The sequence below is a fragment of the Vogesella sp. XCS3 genome, from assembly GCF_020616155.1.
In the GTDB taxonomy this organism is placed as follows: Bacteria; Pseudomonadota; Gammaproteobacteria; order Burkholderiales; family Chromobacteriaceae; genus Vogesella.
Map to the genome: position 1 here is coordinate 2,948,844 of NZ_CP085530.1, position 25,367 is coordinate 2,974,210.

At 61.1% G+C, this 25,367-nt stretch carries 7 protein-coding genes and 1 tRNA gene; 4 read left to right on the forward strand and 4 right to left on the reverse strand.

Annotated elements, in window-relative coordinates:
- Positions 1-170 precede the first annotated feature (170 nt).
- Together LCH97_RS14075 and LCH97_RS14080 are read left to right on the forward strand one after the other, a co-directional pair.
- The gene (locus LCH97_RS14075) at positions 171-20,222 is read left to right on the forward strand and encodes a cadherin-like domain-containing protein (RefSeq protein WP_227302247.1); all 20,052 of its coding nucleotides are present in this window, start codon (positions 171-173) and stop codon (positions 20,220-20,222) included.
- Positions 20,223-20,360: 138 nt separating this feature from the next.
- Positions 20,361-21,551 (forward strand): EAL domain-containing protein, encoded by a 1,191-nt coding sequence (locus LCH97_RS14080; RefSeq protein ID WP_227302248.1) that lies wholly within the window; start codon positions 20,361-20,363, stop codon positions 21,549-21,551.
- Between the two features lie 63 nt (positions 21,552-21,614).
- Here the strand turns inward: LCH97_RS14080 and LCH97_RS14085 are convergent, their stop codons facing one another.
- Genes LCH97_RS14085 through LCH97_RS14100 form a run of 4 tightly spaced genes read right to left on the reverse strand, consistent with a single transcriptional unit; the run spans position 21,615 to position 24,132 of the window.
- The gene (locus tag LCH97_RS14085) at positions 21,615-22,190 is read right to left on the reverse strand and encodes a BON domain-containing protein (protein WP_227302249.1); all 576 of its coding nucleotides are present in this window, start codon (positions 22,188-22,190) and stop codon (positions 21,615-21,617) included.
- A complete protein-coding gene (locus tag LCH97_RS14090; RefSeq protein ID WP_227302250.1) occupies positions 22,191-22,781 on the reverse strand; it encodes an SIS domain-containing protein in 591 nt (196 codons plus the stop codon). It lies immediately after the preceding gene.
- Between the two features lie 32 nt (positions 22,782-22,813).
- Positions 22,814-23,152, reverse strand: a complete 339-nt coding sequence (locus LCH97_RS14095; RefSeq protein ID WP_227302251.1) for a YraN family protein — start codon at positions 23,150-23,152, stop codon at positions 22,814-22,816.
- The gene (locus LCH97_RS14100) at positions 23,152-24,132 is read right to left on the reverse strand and encodes a penicillin-binding protein activator (RefSeq protein ID WP_227302252.1); all 981 of its coding nucleotides are present in this window, start codon (positions 24,130-24,132) and stop codon (positions 23,152-23,154) included. Before LCH97_RS14100 ends, LCH97_RS14095 begins: the two co-directional genes overlap by 1 nt.
- Before the next feature lie 150 nt (positions 24,133-24,282).
- On the opposite strand from LCH97_RS14100, the gene rsmI reads away from it, so the two are divergent.
- Together rsmI and LCH97_RS14110 are read left to right on the forward strand one after the other, a co-directional pair.
- Positions 24,283-25,155, forward strand: coding sequence for a 16S rRNA (cytidine(1402)-2'-O)-methyltransferase (gene rsmI, locus LCH97_RS14105; protein WP_227305370.1), 873 nt, complete (start codon positions 24,283-24,285; stop codon positions 25,153-25,155).
- A 50-nt stretch (positions 25,156-25,205) separates the two neighbouring features.
- Positions 25,206-25,290, forward strand: a tRNA-Leu gene (locus tag LCH97_RS14110).
- Positions 25,291-25,367: the final 77 nt, after the last annotated feature.

Consider the following 25,367-nt stretch of genomic DNA (forward strand, 5'->3'; position numbering starts at 1 on the left):
GGTGCATCAGCCCTGTTTTGTGGTTACTTTCAGTATTTCACTTGATTATCAATGGCTTATGATTATTTCGTTATGTGGAAATATGCCTAATTTGCCCATCAGTACAATAGATTGCCTTCTATAAGTATCTCTATAATTTTCTAATCAAAAATAGTCTCTGGAGTTCGACCATGGCTGCCGCTGTCAATGTTGCTCAAGGTAAAGTTGTGTCTCTCACTGGCAAAGTACTGGCCATTGCTGCAGATGGTTCTCAGCGCATTCTGAAGCTGGGCGACATTGTGGCTGCGGGGGAACGTCTGGTTGTGCCGGCGGATGGCGCAATCGAACTTCAGGGTAGTAACGGTCATATCGTCAAGATTGCCGAGGCGCGTGATCTCACGATTACCGATGACGTATTTGGGCTTCAAGGCACGGACGCCACTGATGCCGCCATCGCAGCACTGAACCCGGACGCCCAGCAGGTGTTGGCCGCACTGGAAAGTGGTCAGGACCCATTGCAAGGTCTGGAAGAGACTGCGGCAGGTCTGGCGGCGGGCGGCGGCGAGGATGGCGGCAACTCGTTTGTGGTGATCAGCCGGGTAGCCGAGAGTATCCAGCCGCTGTCGCTGAATAACCAGATTGATGCGGTTAGCGCGGAAACGGTCCAGACCACAGATACCACCACGGTACTGGTCGACGACAGTACTACGGTTACCATCAATAACGTTGGCCCTAGCCGTGACAATACCCCGCTATTGACCGGTACCGGTGAGGCCGGCGCAACGGTTGTCATCAGCAACGCAGCAGGCCAGGTGATTGCGACTACCGTGGTCGCCGCTAATGGTACCTGGTCGGTAGAGTCTACGGTTGCCTTGCCGGATGGCAACACAGGCCTGACCGCAGTCGCCACCGATACCAATGGCAACAAAGCTACCAGTGTCGCGACGGCCATCATCGATACCACCACGACCGTTACCATTGATAATGTAGGCCCTACGCGCGATACCACGCCACTGCTAAGCGGTACCGGCGAAACTGGCGCTACTATTGTGGTAAGCGACAAAGACGGTAATGTCATTGGTACCGCAACCGTGGGTACCGATGGCCGCTGGTCGGTAGAGTCGACCCGTCCTCTGCCTGAGGGTGGCAGCAACCTCACCGTTACCGCTACCGACCCGCTGGGTAATACAGCCAGCAATACCGGTACCGCGCAGATCGATACCACCGCGCCGCTCGCGCCTGTGGTGGTGATTACCGAAGACGCCAATAACGACGGGGTTATCGCCAATGGCGAACTGTCCGGCAAGGTAGACGTCAGCATTACCCTGCCTGCAGGCACTAACGCAGGGGATGTGCTCACCATCAATAGTGGTACTACCACACAGACTATTACCCTGACGGATAGCGATATCCGTACCGGTACCGTCGCCATTACCCTGGACCCACCGGCCGAAGGTAGTCAGCTTACCGTTACCGCAACCCTGACCGACCCGGCTGGCAACGTCTCGCCAGAAGGTAAAGACAGTGCGCAGATCAACACCGCCCAGATCGACTTTGTTGGCTCCGTCGCTGGCCCAGGCGCTGCTTCGGCAGACGAGGGCAGCAATCTGGTGTTTGATGTTCGCCTCAGCACGGCTAGCACGATAGCCACCACCTTCGACTTTGTGCTGAAAGACGGCACCGCTACCGCTGACGACTACGGCAAAGCCAGCTTCAGTAACGGCGTAAGCTACGACGCCGGCACCGGCAAGATCACCGTACCGGCCGGCGTGACCAGCTTCACCGTCACCGTACCGACCACGCAGGACACCACCGACGAGCCGAACGAAACCGTCAAGCTGAGCATCGGCGGCAAAGACGCCACCGGCACCATCGTCGACAACGACGATGCCCCGACCATCGAACACATCGGCAAACCGGACCCGGCTGCGGCCAACCCGAACGACGTGTCCGCCGACGAAGGCAGCGAGCTGAGCTTTACCGTCAAGCTGTCCAACGCCAGCAGCACCAGCACCACCTTCGACTTTGTGTTGAAAGACGGCACCGCCACCGCTGACGACTACGGCAAAGCCAGCTTCAGCGACGGCGTAAGCTACGACGCCGGCACCGGCAAGATCACCGTACCGGCCGGCGTGACCAGCTTCACTGTCACCGTACCGACCACCCAGGACACCACCGACGAGCCGAACGAAACCGTCAAGCTGAGCATCGGCGGCAAAGACGCCACCGGCACCATCGTGGATAACGACGATGCGCCGACCATCGAACACATCGGCAAACCGGACCCGGCTGCGGCCAACCCGAACGACGTGTCCGCCATCGAAGGCGATAGCCTGTCGTTCAGCGTCAAGCTGTCCAACGCCAGCAGCACCAGCACCACCTTCGACTTTGTGCTGAAAGACGGCACCGCCACGTCCGACGACTACGGCAAAGCCAGCTTCAGCGACGGCGTAAGCTACGACGCCGGCACCGGCAAGATCACCGTACCGGCCGGCGTGACCAGCTTCACCGTCACCGTACCGACCACCCAGGACACCACCGACGAAGCCGACGAAACCGTCAAGCTGAGCATCGGCGGTAAAGACGCCACCGGCACCATCATCGACAACGACGGCGCACCGACCATCGCCTCTGTTGACGTGAGCAACGCCGGCGCCAAAGCAGACGAAGGCACTGCGCTGAACTTCAACGTACAGCTGAGCAATGCGTCCGCCAGCCAGACCACCTTTGCGTTCAGCCTGGCCGGCGTCACCGCCGCCGAAGGCGACTTCAACCGCGCAGGCGTCACCTTCAGCAACGGTGTGACCCTCAGCGCCGACGGCAAGAGCGTGATCGTACCGGCCGGTGTGAGCAGCTTCACCGTGACCGTACCGACCATCAACGACACCGTGGATGAAGCCGACGAAACGCTGAAGTTGGCCGTAGGCGGCAAAGACGCCACCGGCACCATCGTCGACAACGACGATGCGCCGACCATCGAACACATCGGCAAACCGGACCCGGCTGCGGCCAACCCGAACGACGTGTCTGCCGACGAAGGCAGCGAGCTGAGCTTTACCGTCAAGCTGTCCAACGCCAGCAGCACCAGCACCACCTTCGACTTTGTGCTGAAAGACGGCACCGCTACCGCTGACGACTACGGCAAAGCCAGCTTCAGCGACGGCGTAAGCTACGACGCCGGTACCGGCAAGATCACCGTACCGGCCGGCGTGACCAGCTTCACCGTCACCGTACCGACCACGCAGGACACCACCGACGAGCCGAACGAAACCGTCAAGCTGAGCATCGGTGGCAAAGACGCCACCGGTACCATCGTGGATAACGACGATGCGCCGACCATCGAACACATCGGCAAACCGGACCCGGCTGCGGCCAACCCGAACGACGTGTCCGCCATCGAAGGCGATAGCCTGTCGTTCAGCGTCAAGCTGTCCAACGCCAGCAGCACCAGCACCACCTTCGACTTTGTACTGAAAGACGGCACCGCCACGTCCGACGACTACGGCAAAGCCAGCTTCAGCGACGGCGTCAGCTACGACGCCGGCACCGGCAAGATCACCGTACCGGCCGGCGTGACCAGCTTCACCGTCACCGTACCGACCACCCAGGACACCACCGACGAAGCCGACGAAACCGTCAAGCTGAGCATCGGCGGCAAAGACGCCACCGGCACCATCATCGACAACGACGGCGCACCGTCCATCGCCTCTGTTGACGTGAGCAACGCCGGCGCCAAAGCCGACGAAGGCACGGCACTGAACTTCAACGTACAGCTGAGCAATGCGTCCGCCAGCCAGACCACCTTTGCGTTCAGCCTGGCCGGCGTGACGGCGTCCGAAGGCGACTTCAACCGTGCAGGCGTCACCTTCAGCAACGGTGTGACCCTCAGCGCCGACGGCAAGAGCGTGATCGTGCCGGCCGGTGTGAGCAGCTTCACCGTCACCGTACCGACCATCAACGACACCGTGGATGAAGCCGACGAAACACTGAAACTGGCCGTAGGCGGCAAAGACGCCACCGGCACCATCGTCGACAACGACGATGCCCCGACCATCGAGCACATCGGCAAACCGGACCCGGCTGCGGCCAACCCGAACGACGTGTCTGCCGACGAAGGCAGCGAGCTGAGCTTTACCGTCAAGCTGTCCAACGCCAGCAGCACCAGCACCACCTTCGACTTTGTGCTGAAAGACGGCACCGCTACCGCTGACGACTACGGCAAAGCCAGCTTCAGCGACGGCGTAAGCTACGACGCCGGTACCGGCAAGATCACCGTACCGGCCGGCGTGACCAGCTTCACCGTCACCGTACCGACCACCCAGGACACCACCGACGAGCCGAACGAAACCGTCAAGCTGAGCATCGGCGGCAAAGACGCCACCGGTACCATCGTCGACAACGACGATGCGCCGACCATCGAACACATCGGCAAACCGGACCCGGCTGCGGCCAACCCGAACGACGTGTCCGCCATCGAAGGCGATAGCCTGTCGTTCAGCGTCAAGCTGTCCAACGCCAGCAGCACCAGCACCACCTTCGACTTTGTGCTGAAAGACGGCACCGCCACCGCTGACGACTACGGCAAAGCCAGCTTCAGCGACGGCGTAAGCTACGACGCCGGCACCGGCAAGATCACCGTACCGGCCGGCGTGACCAGCTTCACCGTTACCGTACCGACCACGCAGGACACCACCGACGAAGCCGACGAAACCGTCAAGCTGAGCATCGGCGGCAAAGACGCCACCGGCACCATCATCGACAACGACGGCGCACCGACCATCGCCTCTGTTGACGTGAGCAACGCCGACGCCAAAGCCGACGAAGGCACGGCGCTGAACTTCAACGTACAGCTGAGCAATGCGTCCGCCAGCCAGACCACCTTTGACTTCAGCCTGGCCGGTGTGACGGCGTCCGAAGGCGACTTCAACCGCGCAGGCGTCACCTTCAGTAACGGCGTAACCCTCAGCGCCGACGGCAAGAGCGTGATCGTGCCGGCCGGGGTGAGCAGCTTCACCGTGACCGTACCGACCATCAACGACACCGTGGATGAAGCCGACGAAACGCTGAAGTTGGCCGTCGGTGGCAAAGACGCCACCGGTACCATCGTGGATAACGACGGCGCACCGACCATCGAGCACATCGGCAAACCGGACCCGGCTGCGGCCAACCCGAACGACGTGTCCGCCGACGAAGGCAGCGAGCTGAGCTTTACCGTCAAGCTGTCCAACGCCAGCAGCACCAGCACCACCTTCGACTTTGTACTGAAAGACGGCACCGCTACCGCTGACGACTACGGCAAAGCCAGCTTCAGCGACGGCGTAAGCTACGACGCCGGCACCGGCAAGATCACCGTACCGGCCGGCGTGACCAGCTTCACCGTGACCGTACCGACTACCCAGGACACCACCGACGAGCCGAACGAAACCGTCAAGCTGAGCATCGGCGGCAAAGACGCCACCGGCACCATCGTGGATAACGACGATGCGCCGACCATCGAACACATCGGCAAACCGGACCCGGCTGCGGCCAACCCGAACGACGTGTCCGCCATCGAAGGCGATAGCCTGTCGTTCAGCGTCAAGCTGTCCAACGCCAGCAGCACCAGCACCACCTTCGACTTTGTGCTGAAAGACGGCACCGCCACGTCCGACGACTACGGCAAAGCCAGCTTCAGCGACGGCGTAAGCTACGACGCCGGCACCGGCAAGATCACCGTACCGGCCGGCGTGACCAGCTTCACCGTCACCGTACCGACCACCCAGGACACCACCGACGAAGCCGACGAAACCGTCAAGCTGAGCATCGGCGGTAAAGACGCCACCGGCACCATCATCGACAACGACGGCGCACCGACCATCGCCTCTGTTGACGTGAGCAACGCCGGCGCCAAAGCAGACGAAGGCACTGCGCTGAACTTCAACGTACAGCTGAGCAATGCGTCCGCCAGCCAGACCACCTTTGCGTTCAGCCTGGCCGGCGTCACCGCCGCCGAAGGCGACTTCAACCGCGCAGGCGTCACCTTCAGCAACGGTGTGACCCTCAGCGCCGATGGCAAGAGCGTGATCGTACCGGCCGGGGTGAGCAGCTTCACCGTGACCGTACCGACCATCAACGACACCGTGGATGAAGCCGACGAAACACTGAAGTTGGCCGTAGGCGGCAAAGACGCCACCGGTACCATCGTCGACAACGACGATGCCCCGACTATCGAGCACATCGGCAAACCGGACCCGGCTGCGGCCAACCCGAACGACGTGTCCGCTGACGAAGGCAGCGAGCTGAGCTTTACCGTCAAGCTGTCCAACGCCAGCAGCACCAGCACCACCTTCGACTTTGTGTTGAAAGACGGCACCGCCACCGCTGACGACTACGGCAAAGCCAGCTTCAGCGACGGCGTAAGCTACGACGCCGGCACCGGCAAGATCACCGTACCGGCCGGCGTGACCAGCTTCACTGTCACCGTACCGACCACCCAGGACACCACCGACGAGCCGAACGAAACCGTCAAGCTGAGCATCGGCGGCAAAGACGCCACCGGTACCATCGTGGATAACGACGATGCGCCGACCATCGAACACATCGGCAAACCGGACCCGGCTGCGGCCAACCCGAACGACGTGTCCGCCATCGAAGGCGATAGCCTGTCGTTCAGCGTCAAGCTGTCCAACGCCAGCAGCACCAGCACCACCTTCGACTTTGTACTGAAAGACGGCACCGCCACGTCCGACGACTACGGCAAAGCCAGCTTCAGCGACGGCGTCAGCTACGACGCCGGCACCGGCAAGATCACCGTACCGGCTGGCGTGACCAGCTTTACCGTCACCGTACCGACCACGCAGGACACCACCGACGAAGCCGACGAAACCGTCAAGCTGAGCATCGGCGGCAAAGACGCCACCGGCACCATCATCGATAACGACGGCGCACCGACCATCGCCTCTGTTGACGTGAGCAACGCCGGCGCCAAAGCAGACGAAGGCACTGCGCTGAACTTCAACGTACAGCTGAGCAATGCGTCCGCCAGCCAGACCACCTTTGCGTTCAGCCTGGCCGGCGTCACCGCCGCCGAAGGCGACTTCAACCGCGCAGGCGTCACCTTCAGCAACGGTGTGACCCTCAGCGCCGACGGCAAGAGCGTGATCGTACCGGCCGGTGTGAGCAGCTTCACCGTGACCGTACCGACCATCAACGACACCGTGGATGAAGCCGACGAAACGCTGAAGTTGGCCGTAGGCGGCAAAGACGCCACCGGCACCATCGTCGATAACGACGATGCCCCGACCATCAGCGGCGTGAGCGTGACCAACACCGGCGCCAAAGCCGACGAAGGCACTGCGCTGAACTTCAAGGTGGACCTGAGCGCCGCCAGCGAACAAGCCACCAGCCACAGCTTTAGCCTGGCCGGCGTGACCGCAGTCGAAGGCGACTTCGACCGCAGCAAAGTAACGTTCACTAACGGCGTGACCCTCAGCGCCGATGGCAAGAGCGTGATCGTACCGGCCGGGGTGAGCAGCTTCACCGTGACCGTACCGACCATCAACGACACCGTGGATGAAGCCGACGAAACGCTGAAGTTGGCCGTAGGCGGCAAAGACGCCACCGGCACCATCGTCGATAACGACGATGCGCCGACCATCAGCGGCGTGAGCGTGACCAATACCGGCGCCAAAGCCGACGAAGGTACCGCGCTGAACTTCAAGGTGGACCTGAGCGCCGCCAGCGAACAAGCCACCAGCCACAGCTTTAGCCTGGCCGGCGTGACCGCAGCCGAAGGCGACTTCAACCGCGCAGGCGTCACCTTCAGCAACGGCGTAACCCTCAGCGCCGACGGCAAGAGCGTGATCGTACCGGCCGGGGTGAGCAGCTTCACCGTGACCGTACCGACCATCAACGACACCGTGGATGAAGCCGACGAAACGCTGAAGTTGGCCGTAGGCGGCAAAGACGCCACCGGCACCATCGTCGATAACGACGATGCGCCGACCATCAGCGGCGTGAGCGTGACCAACACCGGCGCCAAAGCCGACGAAGGCAATGCGCTGAACTTCAAGGTGGACCTGAGCGCCGCCAGCGAACAAGCCACCAGCCACAGCTTTAGCCTGGCCGGCGTGACCGCAGTCGAAGGCGACTTCGACCGCAGCAAAGTAACGTTCACTAACGGCGTGACCCTCAGCGCCGATGGCAAGAGCGTGATCGTACCGGCCGGGGTGAGCAGCTTCACCGTGACCGTACCGACCATCAACGACACCGTGGATGAAGCCGACGAAACGCTGAAGTTGGCCGTAGGCGGCAAAGACGCCACCGGCACCATCGTCGATAACGACGATGCGCCGACCATCAGCGGCGTGAGCGTGACCAACACCGGCGCCAAAGCCGACGAAGGCACCGTGCTGAACTTCAAGGTGGACCTGAGCGCCGCCAGCGAACAAGCCACCAGCCACAGCTTCAGCCTGGCCGGCGTGACTGCAGCCGAAGGCGACTTCGACCGCAGCAAAGTAACGTTCACTAACGGCGTAACGCTGAGTGCCGACGGCAAGAGCGTGATCGTGCCGGCCGGTGTGAGCAGCTTCACCGTGACCGTACCGACCATCAACGACACCGTGGATGAAGCCGACGAAACGCTGAAGTTGGCCGTCGGTGGCAAAGACGCCACCGGTACCATCGTCGACAACGATGCCACCCCGACCATCAGCGGTGTGAGCGTGACCAACACCGGCGCCAAAGCCGACGAAGGCACCGCGCTGAACTTCAAGGTGGACCTGAGCGCAGCCAGCGAACAAACCACCAGCCACAGCTTCAGCCTGGCCGGCGTGACTGCCGCCGAAGGCGACTTCGACCGCAGCAAAGTAACGTTCACTAACGGTGTGACCCTCAGCGCCGACGGCAAGAGCGTGACCGTGCCGGCCGGTGTGAGCAGCTTCACCGTGACCGTACCGACCGTGAACGACACCGTGGATGAAGCCGACGAAACGCTGAAGTTGGCCGTCGGTGGCAAAGACGCCACCGGCACCATCGTCGACAACGACGATGCCCCGACCATCAGCGGTGTGAGCGTGACCAACACCGGCGCCAAAGCCGATGAAGGCACGGCGCTGAACTTCAAGGTAGACCTGAGCGCCGCCAGCGAACAGACCACCAGCCACAGCTTCAGCCTGGCCGGTGTCACTGCGTCCGAAGGCGACTTCAACCGCGCAGGCGTCACATTCAGCAACGGCGTGACCCTCAGTGCCGACGGCAAGAGCGTGATCGTGCCGGCCGGGGTGAGCAGCTTCACCGTCACCGTACCGACCATCAACGACACCGTGGATGAAGCCGACGAAACGCTGAAGTTGGCCGTAGGCGGCAAAGACGCCACCGGCACCATCGTCGACAACGACGATGCCCCGACCATCAGCGGTGTGAGCGTGACCAACACCGGCGCCAAAGCCGATGAAGGCACGGCGCTGAACTTCAAGGTAGACCTGAGCGCCGCCAGCGAACAGACCACCAGCCACAGCTTCAGCCTGGCCGGCGTGACTGCAGCCGAAGGCGACTTCGACCGCAGCAAAGTAACGTTCACTAACGGCGTAACCCTCAGCGCCGACGGCAAGAGCGTGATCGTACCGGCCGGGGTGAGCAGCTTCACCGTCACCGTACCGACCATCAACGACACCGTGGATGAAGCCGACGAAACGCTGAAGTTGGCCGTAGGCGGCAAAGACGCCACCGGCACCATCGTCGACAACGACGCCACCCCGACCATCAGCGGCGTGAGCGTGACCAACACCGACGCCAAAGCCGACGAAGGTACGGCGCTGAACTTCAAGGTAGACCTGAGCGCCGCCAGCGAACAGACCACCAGCCACAGCTTCAGCCTGGCCGGTGTCACTGCGTCCGAAGGCGACTTCAACCGCGCAGGCGTCACATTCAGCAACGGCGTGACCCTCAGTGCCGACGGCAAGAGCGTGATCGTGCCGGCCGGGGTGAGCAGCTTCACCGTCACCGTACCGACCATCAACGACACCGTGGATGAAGCCGACGAAACGCTGAAGTTGGCCGTGGGCGGCAAAGACGCCACCGGCACCATCGTCGACAACGACGATGCCCCGACCATCAGCGGCGTGAGCGTGACCAATACCGGCGCCAAAGCCGACGAAGGTACCGCGCTGAACTTCAAGGTGGACCTGAGCGCCGCCAGCGAACAAGCCACCAGCCACAGCTTTAGCCTGGCCGGCGTGACCGCAGCCGAAGGCGACTTCAACCGCGCAGGCGTCACCTTCAGCAACGGCGTAACCCTCAGCGCCGACGGCAAGAGCGTGATCGTACCGGCCGGGGTGAGCAGCTTCACCGTGACCGTACCGACCATCAACGACACCGTGGATGAAGCCGACGAAACGCTGAAGTTGGCCGTAGGCGGCAAAGACGCCACCGGCACCATCGTCGATAACGACGATGCCCCGACCATCAGCGGCGTGAGCGTGACCAACACCGGCGCCAAAGCCGACGAAGGCAATGCGCTGAACTTCAAGGTGGACCTGAGCGCCGCCAGCGAACAAGCCACCAGCCACAGCTTTAGCCTGGCCGGCGTGACCGCAGTCGAAGGCGACTTCGACCGCAGCAAAGTAACGTTCACTAACGGCGTGACCCTCAGCGCCGATGGCAAGAGCGTGATCGTACCGGCCGGGGTGAGCAGCTTCACCGTGACCGTACCGACCATCAACGACACCGTGGATGAAGCCGACGAAACGCTGAAGTTGGCCGTAGGCGGCAAAGACGCCACCGGCACCATCGTCGATAACGACGATGCGCCGACCATCAGCGGCGTGAGCGTGACCAATACCGGCGCCAAAGCCGACGAAGGTACCGCGCTGAACTTCAAGGTGGACCTGAGCGCCGCCAGCGAACAAGCCACCAGCCACAGCTTTAGCCTGGCCGGCGTGACCGCAGCCGAAGGCGACTTCGACCGCAGCAAAGTAACGTTCACTAACGGCGTAACGCTGAGTGCCGACGGCAAGAGCGTGATCGTACCGGCCGGGGTGAGCAGCTTCACCGTGACCGTACCGACCATCAACGACACCGTGGATGAAGCCGACGAAACGCTGAAGTTGGCCGTAGGCGGCAAAGACGCCACCGGCACCATCGTCGATAACGACGATGCCCCGACCATCAGCGGCGTGAGCGTGACCAACACCGGCGCCAAAGCCGACGAAGGCAATGCGCTGAACTTCAAGGTGGACCTGAGCGCCGCCAGCGAACAAGCCACCAGCCACAGCTTTAGCCTGGCCGGCGTGACCGCAGTCGAAGGCGACTTCGACCGCAGCAAAGTAACGTTCACTAACGGCGTGACCCTCAGCGCCGATGGCAAGAGCGTGATCGTACCGGCCGGGGTGAGCAGCTTCACCGTGACCGTACCGACCATCAACGACACCGTGGATGAAGCCGACGAAACGCTGAAGTTGGCCGTAGGCGGCAAAGACGCCACCGGCACCATCGTCGATAACGACGATGCGCCGACCATCAGCGGCGTGAGCGTGACCAACACCGGCGCCAAAGCCGACGAAGGCACCGTGCTGAACTTCAAGGTGGACCTGAGCTCCGCCAGCGAACAAGCCACCAGCCACAGCTTCAGCCTGGCCGGCGTGACTGCAGCCGAAGGCGACTTCGACCGCAGCAAAGTAACGTTCACTAACGGCGTAACGCTGAGTGCCGACGGCAAGAGCGTGATCGTGCCGGCCGGTGTGAGCAGCTTCACCGTGACCGTACCGACCATCAACGACACCGTGGATGAAGCCGACGAAACGCTGAAGTTGGCCGTCGGTGGCAAAGACGCCACCGGTACCATCGTCGACAACGATGCCACCCCGACCATCAGCGGCGTGAGCGTGACCAATACCGACGCCAAAGCCGACGAAGGCACGGCGCTGAACTTCAAGGTAGACCTGAGCGCCGCCAGCGAACAGACCACCAGCCACAGCTTCAGCCTGGCCGGTGTGACGGCGTCCGAAGGCGACTTCAACCGTGCAGGCGTCACCTTCAGCAACGGCGTGACCCTCAGCGCCGATGGCAAGAGCGTGATCGTGCCGGCCGGGGTGAGCAGCTTCACCGTGACCGTACCGACCATCAACGACACCGTGGATGAAGCCGACGAAACACTGAAGTTGGCCGTCGGTGGTAAAGACGCCACCGGTACCATCGTTGATAACGATGCCACCCCGACCATCAGCGGCGTGAGCGTGACCAACACCGACGCCAAAGCCGACGAAGGCACTGCGCTGAACTTCAAGGTGGACCTGAGCGCCGCCAGCGAACAGACCACCAGCCACAGCTTCAGCCTGGCCGGTGTGACGGCGTCCGAAGGCGACTTCAACCGCGCAGGCGTCACCTTCAGCAACGGCGTGACCCTCAGCGCCGATGGCAAGAGCGTGATCGTGCCGGCCGGGGTGAGCAGCTTCACCGTGACCGTACCGACCATCAACGACACCGTGGATGAAGCCGACGAAACGCTGAAGTTGGCCGTAGGCGGCAAAGACGCCACCGGCACCATCGTTGATAACGATGCCACCCCGACCATCAGCGGCGTGAGCGTGACCAACACCGACGCCAAAGCCGACGAAGGCACGGCGCTGAACTTCAAGGTAGACCTGAGCGCTGCCAGCGAACAGACCACCAGCCACAGCTTTAGCCTGGCCGGCGTGACCGCAGCCGAAGGCGACTTCGACCGCAGCAAAGTAACGTTCACTAACGGCGTAACGCTGAGTGCCGACGGCAAGAGCGTGATCGTGCCGGCCGGTGTCAGCAGCTTCACCGTGACCGTACCGACCATCAACGACACCGTGGATGAAGCCGACGAAACGCTGAAACTGGCCGTGGGTGGCAAAGACGCCACCGGCACCATCGTCGATAACGACGATGCGCCGACCATCAGCGGCGTGAGCGTGACCAACACCGGCGCCAAAGCCGACGAAGGCACCGTGCTGAACTTCAAGGTGGACCTGAGCGCCGCCAGCGAACAAGCCACCAGCCACAGCTTCAGCCTGGCCGGCGTGACTGCAGCCGAAGGCGACTTCGACCGCAGCAAAGTAACGTTCACTAACGGCGTAACGCTGAGTGCCGACGGCAAGAGCGTGATCGTACCGGCCGGTGTGAGCAGCTTTACCGTCACCGTACCGACCATCAACGACACCGTGGATGAAGCTGACGAAACGCTGAAGTTGGCCGTAGGCGGCAAAGACGCCACCGGCACCATCGTCGACAACGACGATGCGCCAACCATCAGCGGCGTGAGCGTGACCAACACCGGCGCCAAAGCCGACGAAGGCACCGTGCTGAACTTCAAGGTGGACCTGAGCGCCGCCAGCGAACAAGCCACCAGCCACAGCTTCAGCCTGGCCGGCGTGACTGCAGCCGAAGGCGACTTCGACCGCAGCAAAGTAACGTTCACTAACGGCGTAACGCTGAGTGCCGACGGCAAGAGCGTGATCGTACCGGCCGGTGTGAGCAGCTTTACCGTCACCGTACCGACCATCAACGACACCGTGGATGAAGCCGACGAAACGCTGAAACTGGCCGTAGGCGGCAAAGACGCCACCGGCACCATCGTCGATAACGACGATGCGCCAACCATCAGCGGCGTGAGCGTGACCAACACCGGCGCCAAAGCCGACGAAGGCACGGCGCTGAACTTCAAGGTAGACCTGAGCGCCGCCAGCGAACAGACCACCAGCCACAGCTTCAGCCTGGCTGGCGTCACCGCCGCCGAAGGCGACTTCAACCGTGCAGGCGTCACCTTCAGCAACGGCGTAACGCTGAGTGCCGATGGCAAGAGCGTGATCGTACCGGCCGGTGTGAGCAGCTTCACCGTGACCGTACCGACCATCAACGACACCGTGGATGAAGCCGACGAAACGCTGAAACTGGCCGTGGGTGGCAAAGACGCCACCGGCACCATCGTCGATAACGACGATGCGCCAACCATCAGCGGCGTGAGCGTGACCAACACCGGCGCCAAAGCCGACGAAGGCACGGCGCTGAACTTCAAGGTAGACCTGAGCGCCGCCAGCGAACAGACCACCAGCCACAGCTTCAGCCTGGCTGGCGTCACCGCCGCCGAAGGCGACTTCAACCGTGCAGGCGTCACCTTCAGCAACGGCGTAACGCTGAGTGCCGATGGCAAGAGCGTGATCGTACCGGCCGGTGTGAGCAGCTTCACCGTGACCGTACCGACCATCAACGACACCGTGGATGAAGCCGACGAAACGCTGAAACTGGCCGTGGGTGGCAAAGACGCCACCGGTACCATCGTTGATAACGATTCGGCGCCGAATGGCACCGACAAGACGATCAGCATCAACGAAGATACGGCTCGCACCCTGGGTGCAGCTGACTTTGGCTTTACCGATAGCGACGCGGGTGACACCTTGTCTGCGGTTCGCATTGATACCCTGCCGACCGACGGCAAGCTGTACCTCAACGGTACGCTGGCTACGGCCGGTGTGGTAGTGAGTGCGGCGGATCTGGCCGCCGGCAAGCTGGTCTTCCAGCCGGATACCCACGAGAGCAAGCTCAGCGGTGGCTATGCACAGCTGACCTTTAGCGTGAAAGACAGCGGTGGCAACTTTGATGGCACACCAAATACGCTGACTGTGAACGTGGTGCCGGTTGCCGATGTACCGACGGTATCGGTGACACTGGGGGCCGGTAGCTACGATGCCGGCAGCCCGTACAGTGGCGGCAAGAACTACAGTGGCTGGAGTGATGCGCAGGCAAGCTATGGCAGCAATGCCATCGAGCTCACTGGTTCGGGCGATGCCTGGTCAACGCCTGCGGGTAAAGAGTCGCAAGGCTTTGCCGTGAAAGGTGGCGGCCTGAATGACCTGATTTCCATGCACGGCAGTACTGGCAACAACATCCTGATTGGTGATGATGGCATCCTGGGTAACTCGGATGGCTCCAATACCGGCCAGGTGAATGACACGCTGTATGGTGGCGCCGGCAATGACATCCTGATCGGCGAGCAGGGCGATGATTCCCTGTTTGGCGGCAGCGGTGTGGATACCGCAGTGTATGCCGGCAATTTTGCCGACTACACCATTGGCGTACCGACTGCGTCTGCTGGTGGCAGCCTGGCTTTCCAGGTGAAAGACAAGCAAACCAACGGTAACCCGTATGGCGGTGAAGGTACCGATAACCTGTACGACGTTGAACGCCTGCAGTTTGCCGACGGCACTTACTACTTCAACAGCACCAGCAACCAGTGGGTGAAAGAGGGCGCTGCCAAGACCAGCTACCCGCTGACTATTGCCACGTCTCTGGTAGACCGTGATGGTAGCGAAGTGATCGACAGCATCAAGCTGACACTGGACAGCAAGTACGCCGGCTCCAAACTGCTGAGCAGCACCGGCACCGAGCTGGGTGTGGTTGCTGCCGATGGCACGCTGACCCTGACCGGCCTGTGGGCCAGCAATGCGCTGGATGTATCGCTGTCCGGTTTGTCGCTGCAAGTGCCGGGTGCGGTTACCGGCCAGCTGTCGCTGCAAGTAACAGCCATTGCCAAAGAGCTGGCCAACGGCAATACCGCTAGCGGCCAAGCATCGACTTCTGCAGGTAACCTGGCACCGGAAACATCCAACGTAGCTGCAGGTGGCAATGAAGATAGCGTGATCGCCGTCAACCTGTCCGGCTATGACGTAGACGGTTCGGTAGCCGGCTTCGTGATCAACAGCCTGCCGGCCAACGGCACACTGTACAGCGATGCCGCGGCCACGCAGCCACTGGCCGCCAATGCCGTGGTGACCGGTACGGTGTACTTCAAGCCATCGGCAAACTGGAATGGCGTGACCGAGTTCCAGTACAGCGCGAAAGACAATGCCGGCCTGGTTGATGCGACCCCGGCCAAGGCAACCATTTCGGTGGCTGCGGTGAACGATGCGGCCAACCTGGTAGCCGATACCAAGACCGTGCCCGAAGAAACCAACGCTACTGGCAACGTACTGAGCAACGATAGTGACGTTGACGGCGCGCTGAGCGTGACGACCTTCAGCATTGCTGGCATCACCGGCAGCTTCACCGCCGGCCAGACCGCCACTATTGCCAACGTGGGCACGCTGGCCATTGCGGCCAACGGTGACTACGTGTTCGACCCGGTAGACAACTGGAACGGCAGTGTACCGGTGGTGACCTACAACGTACGCGACCCGAATGGCGGTACCGGCAGCAGCACGCTGAGCATCACCGTGACCCCGGTGAACGATGCGCCGACGGCTACTGGTGGCCAGATCACCGGTACCGAAGACACATTGCATGTGTTTACCTGGGCGCAGTTCAATGTGGCTGATGTTGATAGTGGCGATACGCTATCTATCAAGATCACCACGCTGCCAGCGGATGGCACGCTGCAGTACAACGGTGCCAGCGGCTGGGTAAGCGTGACGGCTAACCAGGTGATCAGCAAAGCAGATATCGATGCCGGCAAGCTGCGCTTTACGCCGGATAGTAACGAGTCTGGTATTGATGGCTACAGCACGGCAGGTACAGGTAACCAGAAGCAGGACTACGCCAGCTTCAACTACCAGGGTGTGGACGCTGCGGGTGCCAGCAGTGCTACCGTGGCCATGAAAGTGGACATTACCCCGGTAGCGGATGCACCGACGCTGAGTCTCAATAGTGCCCCGACAGCCACACCAACCGGGCTGAAGAAAGAGTCGTGGACCAATATCTCGTTCGCGGATGTTTACAACGGTGGCAGTGGTGTAAACCAGGATACGCTGGAGACGCGTATCGAAGCCGCATCGGCTGCACAAAGCACTACTACCATTACCAACGCCGCTCAGACCGATGTCACGGTGGGTACTGCCAGCCGTATCTCCGGCCTGGTGTACCTGGAAGCAGGTAAGACCTACACCTTCAGCGGTATTGCTGACGACAGCTTCCGCCTGGAAGTGGGTGGCGCTACTGTTGCCAACGCGCTGTGGGGCAATGGTGGTGGCTATAGCGGTACCTTCTCGCCAACGGCGAATGGCTACTACACCCTGACTGCCTTCCACCATAACGAGGCTGGTGCGGGTAACTTCGACATTAATGTGTCGGTGAACGGTGCCGCTGCCGTGGACCTGAGTACGGCCAACCTGAAGCTGTTCACCGGTACGGCAGACATCACCAATGCAGGCGTCAACTTGTCTGCACTGGTGCCGAATGCCAGCGGTGAGGGTGGTTACTACACCGAAGTACCGCTGAACCGCGGTAACGAAGATACCTGGATCCCGATCTCGCGTATTGCTGCTGGCCTGACCGATACCGACGGCTCGGAAACCTTGTCGGTGTCCATCAGCGGTCTGGTAAACGGCACCCAGCTGAAAAATGCGGCAGGCGACATCGTAACCGCAGGCGCGAGCGGCATCGTGACCCTGCCGGCTGGCTGGAACCTGGCCATGCTGCAGATCAAGGGGCCGCAGGATTACAACGGTACCCAGAACCTGACCGTGACGGCGACCTCTACCGAACAGGTAGGCGGCGACAGCAAGACCACCACGGCACCGCTGACCGTGATCATCGACCCGGTAAATGACGCGCCAACCAGTACCGGCGGCAACGTTACCGGTACCGAAGACACCAACCTGGTCTTCACGTGGGCCAACTTCAATGTGGCTGATGTAGACAGCGCTGCGGCTAACCTGTCGGTGAAAATCGCCTCGCTGCCAGCCGATGGAACCTTGCAGTACCAGGGCGCCAGTGGCTGGGTAGCGGTAACGGCCAACCAGGTGATCAGCAAGGCAGATATTGATGCGGGCAAACTGCGCCTGGTGCCTGACTTTAACGAGTCGGGTAGCGACAGCTTCGCCACCAGCGGTGTTGGTAACCTGAAGAAGGATTACACCTCCTTCAACTACCAGGCAGTAGACAACGCTGGCGGCAGCAGCGCGAGCGCCACCATGTCGGTAGATATCACGCCGGTGGCCGATACCCCGACGCTGACCGTGAAAACCGGCAGCAGTGCTACGTTGTGGGTAACCAGCTGGGAGTCTGCGGCCAACAGCGACAATAGTTCGCAACAGGTCAGCGGCCCGGTATTTGAGAACTGGACTTTGGTAACAACGGGCGACAAGTTGGCAGGTGGCACCAATGTGTTTGAAGTCTGGGCTGCCGGTGATCAGCAGCAGCGTCAGGATGGCAGTAACAATACCGTGGTGCTGGCACCAGGTGATGGCCGCAATGCGCTGGAGCTGAATGATGCTTCTTCGAATGTGCAAACGCTGGGTATTTCGCGTGATATTGCCACCGTGGCAGGGCAGGTATACGAGCTGTCGCTGGATTACGCCGGCCGCCCGGGCTTTGGTACAGACTTCACCACCATCGCCGTGTATCTGGGTAACACCTTGCTGGGTACTTATGGCTCTACCAGCCCGCAAGACAGCTTTAACTGGGAAAACCTGAAGCTGAGCTTTGCCGGCACGGGTAGTACCGAGACGCTCACCATTCGCCTGTCGCCGGACAATACCGGTCAGAATGCAGGTGGCCGTGGTGCGCTGATCGACGATATCCGTCTGAGCACTACACAAGGCGTGGTGGCGGGTTCGGGCGGTATCAGCGGCAAGACTGCGGTATCGCTGTCGACCTACATTACTGGTCAGCTCACCGATACCGATACCTCGGAGGCACTGTCGTACAAGTTCAGCAACTTGCCAGCTGGCGCCACCATCGTGAGTAACAGCATGCCAGGTGGTTACGCCGCTGTGAATGGGGTCATTACGGTGACTGCGGCCGAGCTGGCTTCTGCCAAGCTGGTGCTGCCGTCTGGCACGCTGGGTTCTGTTGGCCTGGATGTGGCTGCTGTCAGCACCGAGCCGAACGGTAGCACTGCGCAGACGACTGGCCATCTGGATGTCACTATCCAGTCTGGTACGGTGACGGCTACACCGATTGGCAGCTACACCGATATCACGTTGGCCGCAACCCAGACGGCAGTGAGCACCAGCTCGCTGGGCTTGCGCTCCGAGTACTACGGTTATCAGGAAAATACCACTTACGGTAACCTGGACAAGCTGTCCGAGGTAGAGGCGCTGATCGAGGCTCGTACTGGCAACAACAGCAGTCTGATCGGTTCCATGACCGCTGGGGCCAATGCCGGCATGAATGCCTCCTTCCTGGTGAACAAGCTCGAATTCGGCTTCAGCACTACCGGTGGCAATAGCTCCAATATTGGTAATGACCTGGGGAATAACTCGACGCTGGCAAGCGGTACGACCCTGGTGAGTGGCTCGGGCAACCTGTACAACTTCCTGAAGGCAAACGGTGCCAATAATGCCACCGACCTGAAGGCAGGTGGTGCCGGCTTGGGTAGCACCTCGGACGCCATGATCCGTATGCTGGCCTACCTGAACCTGGCTGAGGCTGGCCGCTACGACCTGCGCATTACCGCCGATGATGGCTATCGTGTGTATCTGGACGGTACCAGCGTGGCGCAGGTGGACCAGATCCAGTCCACCACCACCAATGTGTTCACTAACGTGGCACTGAATGGCGGCATGCTGCCACTCGAGATCCTGTACTGGGATCAGGGTGGTGCGGCTACCTTCCGCGTCGAGATCAAGCTGGCAGGTGCGGCCGACAGCAGCTACCAGGTGATGGGTACCGACAGCTTCCCGCTGTTCCAGGTGGGCAGCCAGCCTAACCTGGCCGATAACCAGGATCTGGTCGATACCGGCAGCGGTACCTGGGCCATCCGCACAGGTGCGACCTCTACCGGCACTGGCGGTCACGACCGCATTACCGGTACCGATGGGCGCGACACCATTAGCGGTGGCGAGGGTAATGACCAGCTGAACGGTGGTGCCGGTAAAGACACCCTGAACGGTGGTAATGGTGACGACACCCTGATCGGTGGCAGTGGTAACGACACCATGACCGGTGGCCTGGGCGTGGATACCTTCCAGTGGTCGCTGGCGGACAAAGGCACTACTACCAACCCGGCGCACGATGTCATTACCGACTTCAAGACCGGTGTCGGCGGCGATGTGCTCGACCTGCGTGACCTGCTGCAAGGTGAGAACAGCGGTAACCTTACCCAGTACCTGCACTTCTCTGCTAGTGGTAACGATACGCTGGTACAGATCAGCAGTAGCGGTGCCTTTAGCAGCAATGGCGCTAATGCGGCAACGGTGACCGATCAGAGCATTCTGCTGAAAGACGTTGCACTGAGTAGCCTGGGCAGCACAGACCAGCAGGTGATTACCGAACTGTTGAAAAACAACCTGAAAACCGACCAGTAAACCTGGGTGTGTGACAAAAGAGCCGGCTAGCCGGCTCTTTTTTATACCTGTACCAAACGCCACGTGGTGTTCGGCCAAGTATCCATACACTGGAACGGCAATTGCTATACTGCCCCTATCATTCGCTGGAGCGCTGCTGTGGAAAACTTACCAATGCGGGATGGCTTGTCGCTAGACTCCCATTTTCAGCCCATTTACAGCCTGGCTCACCGCCGTACGGTGGGGATGGAGGCGCTGCTGCGCGCGACCGAGCAAGGCAAGGCGCTGAGCCCGCCGCAGGTCTACGAGCGCTACATCCGCCGTGATGAACGTGCCGCCATGGACCTGGCCGTGGTACGAGCCCATTGCCAGCATTTCGCCCGCACTCCGGCAGCCCAGCGTTGGCTGTTTCTCAATATCGACGCCGTTACCCTGGCCGACTTGAACTATGTGCAGCAGCTGCAGCAGATCATTGCCGACTCGGGCATCCCGCCGCAGCTGATCGTGCTGGAAGTGCTGGAGCAGGCTCTGGAGCTGGATGCCGGCTTGTTGGAAGGGGTGGCGCTGTTGCGCGAGCAAGGCTGCCTGCTAGCCATTGATGATTTTGGTGTCGGGCATTCCAATCTGGACCGGGTGTGCAGCCTGGAGCCCGACTTCATCAAGTTTGACCGCCACCTGCTGCGCAGCGCGGTAAACCAGCAGCGCACCCGCACCCTTTTGTCGCGCTTGGTGCGATTGATGCACGAAATTGGTGCACTGGTAGTGGTGGAGGGGGTGGAGAGCGAGTCGGACGTGGTGGTAGCGCTGGATTCCGGCTGCGATCTGGTGCAGGGCTTCTATGTTGCCATGCCCGCTTTGGTGCCAGACCGTGATGAGCAAATTACCCCGCGGCTGGACGCCAAGTGGGACGAGCTGATGAACCGCGAGCTGTTGCGCCGCAAGCTGAACCGCCGCCAGCTGGAGCTGTCACGCCAGGCCTTTGTGCAAACGGCCATTGCCCTGATGCAGGGCAACGAGTTCAGGTTGGCCGCACAGCCCATGCTGAGCCTGCCGGATGTGATTCGTTGTTTCTTGCTGGATCAGGAAGGCCGCCAGCTGGGGCGTAACCTGAATGTGCGCGAGTTGTCCGAAGTAAACCGCTTGCGCTTTGCCCCGCTGGAAGACACCACAGGCGCCGTTTGGTCACGCCGTAGCTATTTCCAGCACGCCATCGACCAGCCGGGTGTGCTGTATATGAGCGAGCCTTATCTGTCGATGACCGACACGCGTACCTGTGTGACCCTATCGATGGCGATCGAGATCGACGAACAGATGCACGTGCTGTGTTCGGACGTGATGCTGCCCAAGTAGACACGGGCATTGGCAAAAGCAAAACACCGGGCCTGGGCCCGGTGTTTTGTTATGGGGTCGTGCTTAAGGCGCAGTAATCGGGTCAAACAGGGTCACCACCTGGCGTACGCCAGCGGTTTTGGCCACCACTTGCGATGCGGCTTCGCCTTCTGCATCGCTTACCAGGCCTAGCAGGTAGACCACGCCGCGCTCGGTGACGACTTTAATGGCATTGGGCGGGTAGCCCTGGCCTTCCAGCAGGCGGGCACGTACTTTGGTGGTTAGCCAGGTATCGTTGTTTCGCTGTGCCAGCGTGGTGACGGGCGCTACCACCAGGTGGTTGTATACGCGTCGTACATTGGGGATGCCGCGTATCATCAGCTCGATATCGGCCTTCTGGGCTTCACTTTCCGCTTCGCCGGTCAGCAGTACGGCACGGTTGTAGCTGGTAGCGTTTACGTGGCTGCCGGCAAAGCGTTCGCTAAGCTGGCGCACGGCTTTCAGCTCGATACCCTGGTCTTCTACATAGGTACCACTGGTGCGGCGATCGGTTACCACCAGCGCGCTGGCGGCCACGCCACCCGCTACCAGCGGAAAGCAGGCACTGAGGTTGGCCGCAAGCAGTGCGGCAAGGGTCAGGCTTTTCAGGCGGGGTGTCATTCAGTCTCCTCCCAGCAGCATGTAATCGATGGCATCACACAGGGCGTGGATAACCAGCAAATGTATTTCCTGGATACGTGCGGTGCGGGTTACCGCCACGTTCAGGTGCAGATCTTCGGGTGACAGGATTTCGGCAACCTGGCCACCATCGTTGCCGGTCAGCGCAATCACGCCCATGCCGCGCTCGTGGGCGGCATAGATGGCTTCCACAATGTTGGCCGACTGCCCGGAGCTGCTAATCACCAGTAGCAGGTCGTTATGGTGGCCTATGGCCCGTACCTGCTTGGAGTAGATCAGGTCAAACTCGTATTGGTTGCCAATGGCAGTTAGCGCCGGGCTGTCATGCGAGAGCGACAGCGCTGCCAGGCCCGGGCGTTCTTTTTCGAAATGCCCCAGCATATTGGTCACAAAGTGGTGGGCAACGGCTGCGCCCCCGCCATTGCCACAAGCCAGAATCTTGCCTTCGTTCATCAGGCTGGCCACCATTTTTTCCGCAGCCACGGCAATGGCGGGGGCCAGCTCTTCCATGACGAGCTGCTGGGTGGCAATGCTTTCGCGGAAATGTCCGCTGGCGCGATCGATCAAGTCCATCGTCTATCCTTTTTGCTCAGCCGGCGCTACACCTAGCTGATGATGTTCTTGAGCCATAACGGCGGTGCCGTCCCTTCAAACAGCACCGCGTCAAAACGGCAGGGGCTGTTCAGGTGATGCTGGCTCAGGTAAAGGTTGGCCGCAGCCTGCAATTTGCGACATTTGGCCGCGCTGATGCTGGCGGCGGCGCCGCCATATTGGCTGCTGCTGCGGGCGCGTACTTCTACAAACACCCGGTACTTGCCATCCTGCATGATCAGGTCTATTTCGCCAAAGCGGCAAGACCAGTTGCGTGCCAGCAAGCTCAAGCCTTGTGCCTGCAAAAAGGCACAAGCCTGGTCTTCAAAGAGATTGCCGCTGGCCCGGCTCATTACTGGGCGCCAATCACGCTGCCGGGCAGATCACGCTGTACTACCCAGCCCTTGCCGATGCGCAGGTCGCCACTTACCCCGCCCAGGCGAATCTGGCTGGGGTTTTTACTGCTGGCCAGGGCGGCACCCAGGCGGTAGGCGTCGACACCCAGGGCGTACAAGCGCTCGGTCGCCTTGTTCAGCGGGTTGGCCGGGCGTGCAATCAGCCGTGTTTCGGGGTGGTTGGGTATCAGCAGCCAGGGCATGTCAATCAAGCGCAGGCCGGTCAGTGCAGAGCCTGGATTACGCACATTGGCCAGCGACGTAGCGTAGGCCGGCAGCGCGGGGTTCAGCAGCGCGCGCGTCGCTTCGGTTTCTTTGGTGTCCAGCGCCAGGAAAACTGCGTCGGCAATGCGCAGCTCGATATCCAGTTGGTCTGTTGTCAGTGCGGAAACATTCAATTCACGCGCAGATTTGCCGGTACGGTTGCGCCATTCTTCGGCAAACGCCTGGCGCAGCCGCTGGGATAAGCTGTCGTTATCAAACAGGATCAGCGGCTGCTGGCTGCCATCATCGCGCATCATGCGGGCAATCTGCTGTGCCTCGGTTTCAATCGTTACCGATAGGCTCCACACTTTGCTGCCTGTTGGCGGGGCTTTGTCCAGTGCATTCAAGACCAGAGTGGGCAGTTTGCTGTTGGCCGCTAACTTGGCAGCGCCCTGGCGGGTCAGCGGGCCCACAATGAATGTCGCGCCATTGGCCACCAGCTGCTGGTAAGCCGCGGAGGTGTCGCTTTCGTCGCGCAGCGCCACAAAGCTGGTTTCCACACTGCCATCTGCGGCCGCTGCAGCATCAAAGCCGGCCTTGACTACCTGGGCAGCTTCGCCCAGCTGGCTGGATTCCACAGGGAGCATCAAGCCCAGATGCACGCCCCTGGTTTTGCCGGGTAATTTGGCGGGAACCGGTGCAGGGTTGGCCGCAGCTGGCGTGGCAGGGGCCATGTTGCCCTTGGCCGTGGCAGGCTGCAGTGAAACCTGATTTTGTTGAAGTATGTAGCCCGGGGATTGTGCAATCGCTACACTTGCCGCCAACAAGACGGCAGAGCCGGATAACCATGGAGCCAAAACGTGCAGACAGCGCTTGATCACTTGATGAATTCTGCTCGGGAAACATTTGTCGAAAGGGCATTATATGTGGTGGCAACGCCCATTGGAAATTTGGCTGATGTGACTGTGCGCGCCATCGCCAGCTTCCATGCTGCCGATATCGTGCTGGCAGAAGATACCCGTGTGACCGGCAGCCTGCTTAGCGCCTATGGCATCAGTAAAAAGCTGGTCAGCCTGCGCGAGCATAACGAGCGCGATATGGCGACGAGTGTGATTCGCTGGCTGGAAGAGGGCAAAATCGTCGTGCAGGTGTCCGATGCCGGCACGCCGGGTATTTCCGACCCCGGTGCGCGCCTGGCCGAAGCCGTGTGGGCTGCCGGCCTGCGCGTGGTGCCTATTGTTGGCGCGTCCGCAGTGGTGGGCGCCATGTCTGCCAGTGGCCTGGAAACGGCACGATTCCTGTTTCATGGGTTCTTGCCGCCCAAACAGGGGGCACGCTGCAAAACCCTGCAGCAGTGGGCGCAAGCCGACTATGCCGTGGTGTGCTACGAGGCGCCGCACCGCATTCTGGATTGCGTAGAAGACATTGTCGCCACGCTGGGGCCGGACCGCCAGCTGGTACTGGCACGCGAGCTGACCAAAACCTTCGAGACCTTCCTGCGCCTGCCTGCCGGCCAACTGCTGGAGCGCATTCGTAGTGACAGCAACCAGCAACGTGGTGAGTGCGTGCTGATTATTGATGCGGCTCCGCAGCTAGCACCCGGCGATGAGGAATTACCCGCTGCCGCCATGTCCCTGCTGGCCGAGTTGGCCGCAATACTCCCCACCAAGCAGGCCGCCGGTATCGTGGCTGCCCACTACGATCTGAACAAAAAGCTGCTGTATGACTGCGCGCTGAAGCTCAAAAGCGCAGAGTGATATTTACAAGCGACTAAGGCGCGTCTATACTGCGTTCCTCTGATTTTCTCGCCCGGGTGGCGAAATTGGTAGACGCAGGGGACTCAAAATCCCCCGCCGCAAGGTGTGCCGGTTCGAGTCCGGCCCCGGGCACCACGAGAAAGTCCAGCAACATCCCAAGCAGTCCATAAAACCCGCACAGCACAAGGCTCTGCGGGTTTTTTGTTGTCCTG